The sequence below is a fragment of the Deinococcus marmoris DSM 12784 genome (assembly GCF_000701405.1).
GTDB lineage: Bacteria > Deinococcota > Deinococci > Deinococcales > Deinococcaceae > Deinococcus > Deinococcus marmoris.
The window spans coordinates 1-9,224 of the sequence record NZ_JNIV01000137.1 but is presented as its reverse complement, the minus strand read 5'-3'; the positions used below and the strand labels follow the sequence as shown (position 1 = coordinate 9,224).

Here is a 9,224-nt window from a genome sequence, read left to right as displayed (position 1 = left end):
CTCAGATGGTGCTGCACCTGCCCAACGAGATGATGGCCGCGCAGGTGGAGAAGAACGTCAGCACCCTGCGCCTGTGGACCCCCATGCTGGAGGAGATGGGGTACATCGATGCCCGCCCGCACTACACCACGATGACCACTCGCGACGGCCAGCGCATTCCGGTGATCGACGGCACGCTGTACGCGATCCGCCTGCAACCCGGCCACAAGGCCAAGCTGAGCTACCAGGACCTGAGCGCGCAGTACCGCAACCTCGACGAGGACCGGCAGGCGGGCCGCACGGCCTACCGGGTGGTCCAGCGGGCCGAGAAGCTGGGCCAGCAGGAAGCCGCAAATGCTGAAAATGCAAACAGCGTCCTAGACGGAGAAAAAAATATGCGCGGGTCAATTGCTAGCCCGATAAAGGCCCAGTACCTTCGAGAGCAGTTAAAAGCCTGGGCCGTTACCCCCGGCCAGGTTCAAGACCCGTTATTCACTGACCCGCGCATATTCTCCCCCGAAGAGCTGGAAGAAGCGGTCAGAACCGTGCAGGACGTGATTTACCTCTTGCCAGCAGTGGCAGAATCTGACGCCAACAAACGGGCAGCCCTGGTGGGGATTCTGGGCACAGCACTCGCCCACGCCCTGGACGATGACCACTCGCAACGCTGGTACTGCAAAGCGATCTGGAACGCCTGGAATGCGGAGGTAGAAGGACGTGGGGGACTTCAGGTGCTGGCGGCGCAATTGGCCCGCCTGGACGTGGACCGGCACGAGTGGGGCAGCCTGAAACGGCCCGCTGCGCTGCTGAATGCCCGCCTTCGGGCGGCGTGACCTCCGGCGCAAACAGCGCGCCGGATGCCCCACCCCCCTCAGCCAGCCTCAAACGAAGATGACCCGCCACGAGGCAGGCCATTCCGTCAGCAGCTCCCTTTAATCTTGATGCTCAAGTTCTTCCAGCAGTGGGAGCAGATATTTTTCTTGATACTCACTCAGTCCCATTCCATGAACTGCCTGCACCCCAATGTCTTTTGCCTGCGCGAACTCAAGCTGAAAAAGGGACCGGACCAGGCGCATGATCTCTACGACGCCCATGCCGTGGCTGTGAGCGACTTGAGCAACATCCAGTGGTGTCGCTCCTACCTCGACAAGGCGGTGATATTCCCGTTCGGTATCCGTGGTCATTCTTTGAGTATAGAAGCTAAAACTATCTACTTTTACCCGGATAGAACCCGTCTATTTTCTCTTGCCTAATCTCAGTTAGAGAAGGGAAACTTCGACAGCAAAATGGTGCATCCCGAATAAGATGCACCAAACCAAGACGTAAGGGATTCGAACCCTTGAGGCAATGAAGCCTGGAAATGGCCTAAGCACAGACGATGTATTTCGCATGACCTGTAACCTCATCGGCGGATTTCCACGATCAACCACTCTGTCAACGTCCAGTCTTAAAATATCAAAGGATGTGACGCGCAAATCCGAACCGTCAAAACTCCAGCAAGCAGATAAACTGAGTACAGAATTGGGGTGGTCTGGGTTTCTTCTGAGCCTGAGCAGAGGCACGTTTCCCCCTGCCACTCCCGCCCATCTCCCCACCCTCTTTTTCCCTTTTACCGTTGTGGGGGAAAGTAAGCAAGATAAGTCCATCTTCCGACTTCTGCGAAGTCGTCGCTGAACACTCGTCCACACAACGATTCTGGAGTCGGATAGAATTAGAAGATAAAAGCACTTTGCTCAAATCCAGGAGGAAAACACCGTGCCACCCCGTAAAAAACAGTCGGATACAACCGCGAACGTTACTACGACAAGTGGAGGCCGAAAAGTGTCGGTGGTGCTGCCCGCCGAGCTGGCCGAACGGGTGGAACGGCTGGCCGACGTGCGCGGTGACCGGCTCACGACAACGGTGGTCCGGCTGGTGGAAGCCGGGGAGCGCCAGGCCCACGAGACGATCCGTGAGGACGCTCTCGCCACCCTGCGAACCGAACTGCTGGAGATGGTGGAAGGACTGGGGGTCCAGACCCGCAACGAGGTCAAGGCCCAGGGCCACCGCCTCTCGCACCTCCTGGCCCGCACCGCCCTGGAGAGCATGGCCGGACGGCTGACGGCAGGCCACGCCCTGTACAAGCTCTACGGTAGCGATCAGGAGAAAGCCAAGCAGCTCTACGGCAGCGCCTGGAATCAGGCCGTCGAGAAGTTGAAGACCCCCACCCCTGGCGTCAGGGCCACCTTGAACGAGATCAGCGAGGGTGCAGGAGCGCAGGAACCGGCAGCGCTGGTGGGTCTTGCGGAAGCCACCCGGCAACTTCAGCAGGGGTTGAAGGTGGTCAGCGCCCTGGTGGGGCGGGTGGAGGCCCTGGAAGGTCAGGAGAAACTGACCCAGGGGAGCATGGGAGAGCTGACGGGCAGCATTCATAAACTGACCGTCCAACTGCTGACCGCCATCACCCATCTGCAAGATGCCCAGGAGGAGGCCAGCAAGCCGCGTGGGATGTTCGGCGCGCGGAAATAGGCCATGTCAGGAGCGAGATCCTTCTCGGTGGTCAAGGCCAGCTACACCCGCAGCGCGGGTGAAGCCAAAGGCTCAGTCCGGTACATGCAGCACCGCCAGGACGACCTGGGCGAGCGCCAGACCCGCCCCCTGTTCGATAGAGACGGGGAGCTGACCCGTCAGGAGGCGTATGAGCGCCTGGACCGCGCCGCCGAGAGCGACGGGAAGACCTACTTCTACCGGCTGACCTTCAACCCCGGCGAGGGGCGCGCGGACCTGGACGAGCAGGGACGGCAGGCATGGGCCGCCAAGCAGATGGCGCGCATCGAGGCCCAGGGCAATCGGGTCAAGGATTGGATCGCCGTGAGTCACACGGACCAGGGCCAGCACGATCACCTCCACGTCCTGGCGGCCACCAGCCGGACCTTGCAGAAGGACGAGCTGGCAGACCTGCGGACGCATGGCCGCGAGACTTACGAACAGCAGCGGGAGCAGCAACGCGAGCTGGGGCTGTACCAGGATCAGGGCGGCGCGCAGGAGCTGGCCCAGCTCCACCAGCACGAGCGCAGCTATGACGAGGACCGGGAGTACCAGCGGCAGCAGCGCCAACGGTCCTACGACTACGAACGGTGACTGGGAATTCTTCAGAATGCTAAATGAGTCAGCCCGCAGGAGGCGCGGTGGTAGGTTGAAACTTAGGTCTGAGCTTGCCTGGGCATCCTGACCGGCTTTCCATCCTGATCCAGCAGCGCCGTGACGCTGCTTCCAAAACCTACGAACTGAGTGAGGTAGCACACACCCGTCTCCTGATCACACAGGATACGGATGGACTCACTCCACCCGTTTTCCTCATATACAACCTTAAACCGCTTTTTCTTTGCCATGCGCTCAGCGTAGCCCGAAGAGAGGACATGCCGTCTCAGTTGAGTTTTTCCGCTTATTTGAGTTGAAGAGAGAGGCTGTGATGGTGCTGCAATCGAAGAGTAGCCTGACAAGACAAAATATCAGACTGGGTTCTGGACCCGCATGTGGAACTGTCAGACAACACCGAAAACAATCCTAATTTGACGCTTTTTACCTCTCAACCTTACGTTCAGTTGGGGTATACCTTAATTGGACAATCGGCGCATTGTTCGGCCAATCACTAGGCGACTCTTTCCCTCAGAGCCTGCGGACACGAGTGATCCAGCGAACTCAAGTCAACAGGAACGCGCGCTGGAGCATTCCGCTCCAGCGCGCGTCATTCCAGAAGAATTAAGCGCCGAGGCCGATCTTGCTGAAGTCTCCCGTCAGACCGTTGGGGAAGAAGCCGCCCTTGACTGCTGTACCCACCGTGTCCAGCAGCACGATATTTGCCACCTGACGGGGCGTACGGCTGAAGGCGATCCCGTTGGCATCGGTGGGGACGAGATTGGAGGCATTGGCCCGCAGGTAGCTGGGGTTGCCCGCCGGCACGATGCCCTGGTCGGTGTCAGATGTGCCGTCTACCGCATCACGCAGATTGCTGATCGCCTGAACGACCTGGGTCACTGTTAAGCCAGCAACAGCCTGCTCGTCCCGGCGTAGGTACAATGCATGGCGGATGGCGCCGGAGTGGTACGCCTCGACGGCCAGGATGCCCGCCGCATTCTCCAGATTGCCTCCAGCGCTGTCGTCCACCAGCAGGCGGGCCGCGCCCTTGTAGGCGGTGACGCCCACATCCTCGAAAATAAAGGCACCATGCAGGAAGAACAGCTCGTTGGCGTAGGGGTTGAAGTTCGTGATCGCGCCGTTCGAGGCCGCTTTACCCGCCGCAACAAACGAACCGCTCAGATCAATCGTCGGCTGACCAACGGCTGCATTGCCCAGCACTGCGCGGATCACCTTGACGTGAGCAAGTTCGTCTTCCGCGATCTCCTCGGCCAGATTTCGCACGTTGTCGGACAGACCGGGAATGGCTACGCCGCCTTTGCCGGTGAAGCCGGCAGGCAGAATGACCTTACTGCTGTCGCCGCCTGCTGCGTCGAGTGCTTCCAAACGGCCCACGGCGGCCAGATAGAAGGCAGCTTCCAAATACTCCAAATTCAGAGCAAAATTGAAGATGGTGGCGTCAAGGTTAGGCTTGGCGGGCTTGGGGGGCAGATTGGTAGCACCGTTGGCGCAACTGGCAAGAACGGCCCCCGCGCCCATCATGCCGGCCATGCCCAGGAACTTACGGCGGCTGCTTAAACCCTGTGTGTCGTTGCTCATGTGTGAAACCTCCAAAAATGAGAAGTAGGAAACAGAAGGCGGAATCCGCAGAGCTATTCACACAGCCCCGTCACGCGGGGTCACCCGAGCGCCAAGCTCTGTGTCGTTTCACTTTAGATCTATGTCACTTTAGCCGAATCGGATTACTGAATTTGTCAACTATGCTGAGCATTAAACTCAGATGAGCATTGTGATCCAGATGAGAGCGGAGTTCGGCTGCCCTCAGACCAGAGGGAACAACACCATCTGCGCGTAAGAACGCTAGCGGTGGGAGTTCCCCACCCAGCACTGACAATTTTTCCCTCACCCGCCTAAGGCCTAAGATGGAAAGGTCTTGCCCTGGTGAAGATTCACAGGGAATCTCCCTTTATTAAGGGTCACTTCTAGTAATTGGCCTTACCAGAAAGAAATCTGGGTAGCCAGAGGCGGCAGGCCAGTACCCTGCTGGATATGGACACTCACCTCACGCCCGCCGAGGCCCACGCCCTGCTTGAACTGCTGGAAGATAAGGCGCACGAATTCGTGGTCAACCCTTACAGCCCCGAGCTGGCCGAGGCCCTCCGCAAGGTGCGCGCCGCCGCCGAGGGTCCGCCCTCACCCACCCGGCAGTAAGGCCGAGCCGGATAGCCTGACCAGTTCACCGCCCGGCTGAGCTGATCGGCACAAATTCACCCGCCCGCCCCCAGCGCCCGCCCGAGCGCCGCCCGTGCGCCCGAGCGCCCGCCCCCCCGGGCGGGTAAACCATGCTGTACCGTGTCAGACGTGCAAACCACCGAGAGCAGGGGCGGGCGGGTCCACCTGACTCCTGGCGATTTAGCCGCCCGTCTGGGCGTGTCCGGCTCCACCTTCCGCCGCATCTCCACCGATTACGAAGCGGTCTTCGAGGCCCTGCCCAGGGACGCCCAGCGCCGCCGTCTATGGCCGCTGGAAGCCGCCGAGCGGGTGATGCTGGCCCATGAGGCGGTGCGGGAAGGACAGGCCGACAGCACCCGCGCAGCCCTGGAACTGGTGCGCGCGGGCCGCGAGTTGGTGACCCTGCTGGACCCGCCCGCCCTGGGCGCGGAGGGCGGGCGGGTGAAACTGGACGAGCTGAGCGCCCAGATCCATCAGCAGGGCGAGGGGATCACCACGCTGCTCCAGGCCCTCGACGAACGGGACAGCGAGATCGCTGGGGCTTTGCGGGCGCTCGGTGAAACCCAGCAGGCGCAGGCCCAGGCGCTACGTGAATTGCGCGAGGAAGTACGCGCCCGCCCAGCGCCCGCCCCCCCGAGCGCCTCTCCGCCTAAGTGGTGGGAGCGGGTGCTGAAGCGTGTCCTGGGCAGCCGCTAGCAGCGCAGCACTTGACCGCCTTCGCTCATACGGACTAATCTCTTAGCTAGAGGTGAGCGCCATGACGACCGTGAACATGCACGACGCCAAGACCCAACTGAGCAAACTGGTGGAGGCCGCCGAACGCGGCGAAACGGTGATCATTGCCCGTAACGGCAAGCCTGCCGCCCGGCTGTGCGCCCTGGAAGACGCTGAGGGCCAGTGGTCCCCGCAGGCGCTGGCCTTCTTCGCGGCTCCGGCCACACCAGAACTTGCCGACTTCACCATCCCGCGCGACGACCTGCTGCCCCTGGAAGACCGGGAGCTGTTCTGATCGAGTACCTGCTGGACACCGACACCATCAGCCATGCGGTGCGGGGGATGGGCCAGGTGCGCGGCCACCTGGCCCAGCATCCCCCGTCCACCCTGGCCCTGAGCAGCGTGACGGTGATGGAGATCGAGTTCGGTCTGGCCCTGGCTCCCGCCAAACGCGCCGCTGTGGAAGCCGCTCTAGCACTCTGGCTGCCCAGGGTGACGGTGCTGGAGTACAGCCAAGGCGACGCGCGGGTGACCGCCAGCATTCGGGCCGCCCTCAAGGCCCAGGGCCAGCCGATTGGCCCGTATGACCTGCTGAATGCGGGCATGGCGCTGGCGCGCGGCCTGACGCTGGTGACCCACAACGGGCGTGAGTACCGCCGGGTAGCAGGCTTACAGGTGGCCGACTGGGTGGACGACGAACTGGCCTGAACCGTGGCGAGGTGAGGACATGAATCAAGTGTGGCTGTGCCGGGTTCGCAAGACTGGGCGAGGCGGGGCGTTTCCAAGCTTGACCGATCAGTACGCGGCCCTTCAGCTCCTCAACTGGCAGACCACGGGCACGGTGCTGCTGGCAGGACGAGCTGAACTGGTGTCGGCCTGGGCTTCGGAAAAGGGCTACACCAGGCCGCAGCCCGCCCTGCCGGGTCTGTACCTGATCGACGCGCAGACGGTCTACTACGTCAGTGCAGACGGCAGTCTGGTCAGGTCAGCAGCGCATGTGGTGCAGTCGCTGAAGCTCACGTCCCCCAGCGGCAGGGGCTGGACGAATCAGGCCGCGTATGAAGCGCTGGCAGCACAGGACCGGATCTTTGTTCTGAGTGATCTGGACTCGTTTGCCGTCGCCAATCTGATGCTGAGGCTGTTCGGCCTCCGAAAGCGTCCAGTGGAGTCCCTGCGGAGGCGCTAAACGACGATCAGATTCTGATTCTGGCAACGGCGTTTTTCCAACCAGCACAGCGAAAAATCAGATTCTATGGGGCGTCGGTGGAATCTGATTCTGCTGTGGCAGTCCGGTGGCAAAAAACATGAGTCAAAGCCCGTTTGTTCTCAGGGCCACCGCTCAAGCCGTCGCCCAATAGGTCAGCAAAGAGGGTGTGGCTGGACCTTTTTCCTGTGCCCATTAAGCATGCTGCTGTGGCGATACAGGATTTTCACGTCCAATGCGCGCAATCCACAGTCCGAAGCCAAGCAGCACAAAGCCAGCTAGCACGGCCATCACACTGGGAGCCGTCGGCCACACCGTCAGGGTCAGGACAACGCCAACGGCGGCCAATCCCATCAGGGTCCAGGCCAGTGACACGAATAACGGTGCAGTGAAAACGGAGGCGAAAGGCAGGAAATGCGCCCCTACCATGAACACGACCCACAACACGATGAGCTGCGGCAAATTGAACTGCTGGCTTAGCAGGTTGGCCCCCAAAGGGATGGCGACCCACATCAAAGCGACGGAGATGGCGAAGGTGCGCCACGCAGCAGGCGAAGGTCTGTTCGGTGCTTTGCCTCGCTTCGGCGTGCGGAACGCCTGCCACAGCACAAGCCCAAAGGCCAGCACCCCCAGGAAACGCACCAGCCAGCCCACATCTGTAGGGAAGGTTTCGGCGTTGATGAGGACGAACAGCATGCCGCCCAGGCTGATGGTCAATGAGCCAGTGTTCTGTCCACGCATCTGTGCAGCCTATCCCTGAACAAGACCCCCAGAATCCCATCTGTTTTTGCCGCGTTTACCGTGTTCGTTTTGCGCCAATCTGACGCCGAGTTGGGGTCTCCTCCAATCTGACAAACCAGCGAGAAGGACGAAAAAATCAGCAAAGAGGGTGTGGGCGCGGGTTTTCTCTTGTTGTGGCCTGTTCTGCGGCAATAGAAAAAGCGACCCGGAGGCCGCTTTGATTCCCCCAATATAGGGCGGTATTCAGCCCCTGTCAATTCTATGCAGCCTATAATTTGTACATTCTATTGTACACTACGGCATGACCCGGTTCCTGACAATCAGCGAGGCCCGCAAACAGTTCTTGGAGCTGCCCGAAACCCTCAGCGAGCAGCCGGTGATCATCACCCGCCACGGCAAGCCGGTGATGGCCGCGCTGAGCTATGAGCAGTTCGAGAGTCTGGCCGAGACCCTGGACCTGCTGGAAGACGGAAGCCTGATGGCCGATCTGCGCGAGAGCATGACCCAGGCCGAACGCGGCGAGCGGGTCAGCCTGGCCGATGTGCGCGCCCGCCTGAGTCGCTGAGCGCCATGACCGGACCCCAGGCAACCGGGCCGTACCAGGTCAACCTGACCCCTAAAGCCGTGGAGATGCTGGAAGCCGTGACGGACCGCCGTGAGCGTGAGGCCCTGCTGGAACGCATCGAGGCCCTGGCCGCCGATCCTGAATTGCAGGGCAAGGCGCTGCTGGGCGAGTTGCGCGGTCACCGGAGCGTGCGGGCGGTGGGCCAGCGCTACCGCATCGTGTACCGGGTGATCCGGGATGAAGTGGTGGTGCTGGTGATCGGCGTGGGTCGCCGTCGGGAGGGCAACCGCCGCGACGTGTACGCCCAGATTGAGCGCCTGGACGCCGACGAGCGGGAGAAGTAGCCAACACGAGGCCAACAGCGGGCCAACAAAACTCCAACAAGAAGCACCCCGCCTTAAGCGGGGTGCTAGTCTGAAAAAGAAGCGAGCGGCCACGTCGCCAAACGTGCCGCTCAGCTATCCCACCTCGAAGGAAACACCCTTACATGTCAAACCAACGACGGGAAAGCCTGACCCATAGGGTACGGCAAAGCTCCAGCGGATTTCTAGAGCCAGACACTATTGATTCGTCATCTACCCCCAAAAGGGCGAAGGCCACCGCGCAGTTTCTGGCGATGGGCCGCGCCGCCCAGGACCGTCAGGCCGCCGCGCCACCCCTGACGCCTGCCGC

The 9,224-nt window shown here is 61.3% G+C and carries 15 protein-coding genes; 11 read left to right on the top strand and 4 right to left on the bottom strand.

The features are described 5' to 3' along the window. Positions 1-812: hypothetical protein (locus Q319_RS28010; RefSeq protein WP_029484397.1), on the top strand; the 812-nt coding region annotated here is incomplete at its 5' end. A gap of 99 nt (positions 813-911) precedes the next feature. On the opposite strand, the gene Q319_RS27550 is transcribed toward Q319_RS28010, so the two are convergent. Further along, a complete protein-coding gene (locus tag Q319_RS27550; protein WP_156039519.1) occupies positions 912-1,163 on the bottom strand; it encodes a hypothetical protein in 252 nt (83 codons plus the stop codon). 637 nt (positions 1,164-1,800) lie between these two features. Between Q319_RS27550 and Q319_RS0121085 the strand changes: the two genes are divergently transcribed. Together Q319_RS0121085 and Q319_RS0121080 are read left to right on the top strand one after the other, a co-directional pair. Then, complete coding sequence (locus tag Q319_RS0121085) at positions 1,801-2,487, top strand: hypothetical protein (RefSeq protein WP_029484395.1); 687 nt, start codon at positions 1,801-1,803, stop codon at positions 2,485-2,487. 3 nt (positions 2,488-2,490) lie between these two features. Beyond that, complete coding sequence (locus Q319_RS0121080; RefSeq protein ID WP_081846216.1) at positions 2,491-3,099, top strand: hypothetical protein; 609 nt, start codon at positions 2,491-2,493, stop codon at positions 3,097-3,099. A 62-nt stretch (positions 3,100-3,161) separates the two neighbouring features. Here Q319_RS0121080 and Q319_RS0121075 read toward each other — a convergent pair whose 3' ends face one another. Then, a complete protein-coding gene (locus tag Q319_RS0121075) occupies positions 3,162-3,350 on the bottom strand; it encodes a DUF6440 family protein (protein ID WP_029484393.1) in 189 nt (62 codons plus the stop codon). Positions 3,351-3,720: 370 nt separating this feature from the next. Next, positions 3,721-4,695 carry a ferritin-like domain-containing protein gene (locus tag Q319_RS0121070; RefSeq protein WP_029484392.1) on the bottom strand — a complete coding sequence of 325 codons (975 nt, stop codon included), beginning with the start codon at positions 4,693-4,695 and terminating at the stop codon, positions 3,721-3,723. A 450-nt stretch (positions 4,696-5,145) separates the two neighbouring features. Here Q319_RS0121070 and Q319_RS27545 point away from each other — a divergent pair, with 450 nt between their 5' ends. From Q319_RS27545 to Q319_RS0121045, 5 genes are all read left to right on the top strand, one after another. Beyond that, positions 5,146-5,307, top strand: a complete 162-nt coding sequence (locus Q319_RS27545) for a hypothetical protein (RefSeq protein WP_156039517.1) — start codon at positions 5,146-5,148, stop codon at positions 5,305-5,307. Positions 5,308-5,448: 141 nt separating this feature from the next. Further along, positions 5,449-6,024, top strand: coding sequence for a hypothetical protein (locus tag Q319_RS25860; protein ID WP_051655640.1), 576 nt, complete (start codon positions 5,449-5,451; stop codon positions 6,022-6,024). Positions 6,025-6,085: 61 nt separating this feature from the next. Beyond that, entirely contained in the window at positions 6,086-6,337 is a 252-nt protein-coding gene (locus Q319_RS0121055; RefSeq protein WP_029484390.1) for a type II toxin-antitoxin system Phd/YefM family antitoxin, read from the top strand. Further along, positions 6,226-6,750 carry a PIN domain-containing protein gene (locus tag Q319_RS0121050; protein WP_281173853.1) on the top strand — a complete coding sequence of 175 codons (525 nt, stop codon included), beginning with the start codon at positions 6,226-6,228 and terminating at the stop codon, positions 6,748-6,750. The genes Q319_RS0121055 and Q319_RS0121050 overlap by 112 nt, the downstream gene beginning before the upstream one ends. Positions 6,751-6,769: 19 nt before the next feature. Beyond that, on the top strand, positions 6,770-7,228 hold the full coding sequence (locus Q319_RS0121045; protein ID WP_156039516.1) for a hypothetical protein: 459 nt from the start codon (positions 6,770-6,772) through the stop codon (positions 7,226-7,228). Positions 7,229-7,441: 213 nt separating this feature from the next. Here the strand turns inward: Q319_RS0121045 and Q319_RS0121040 are convergent, their stop codons facing one another. Next, positions 7,442-7,963 (bottom strand): hypothetical protein, encoded by a 522-nt coding sequence (locus Q319_RS0121040; RefSeq protein ID WP_029484387.1) that lies wholly within the window; start codon positions 7,961-7,963, stop codon positions 7,442-7,444. Between the two features lie 325 nt (positions 7,964-8,288). Between Q319_RS0121040 and Q319_RS0121035 the strand changes: the two genes are divergently transcribed. The 3 genes from Q319_RS0121035 to Q319_RS28415 all read left to right on the top strand — a co-directional run. Continuing rightward, positions 8,289-8,552, top strand: a complete 264-nt coding sequence (locus Q319_RS0121035) for a type II toxin-antitoxin system Phd/YefM family antitoxin (RefSeq protein ID WP_029484386.1) — start codon at positions 8,289-8,291, stop codon at positions 8,550-8,552. A gap of 5 nt (positions 8,553-8,557) precedes the next feature. Next, complete coding sequence (locus tag Q319_RS0121030; protein ID WP_029484385.1) at positions 8,558-8,896, top strand: type II toxin-antitoxin system RelE family toxin; 339 nt, start codon at positions 8,558-8,560, stop codon at positions 8,894-8,896. Between the two features lie 143 nt (positions 8,897-9,039). Beyond that, a partial coding sequence (locus Q319_RS28415; protein ID WP_211252398.1) for a hypothetical protein occupies positions 9,040-9,224 on the top strand: 185 nt, incomplete at its 3' end.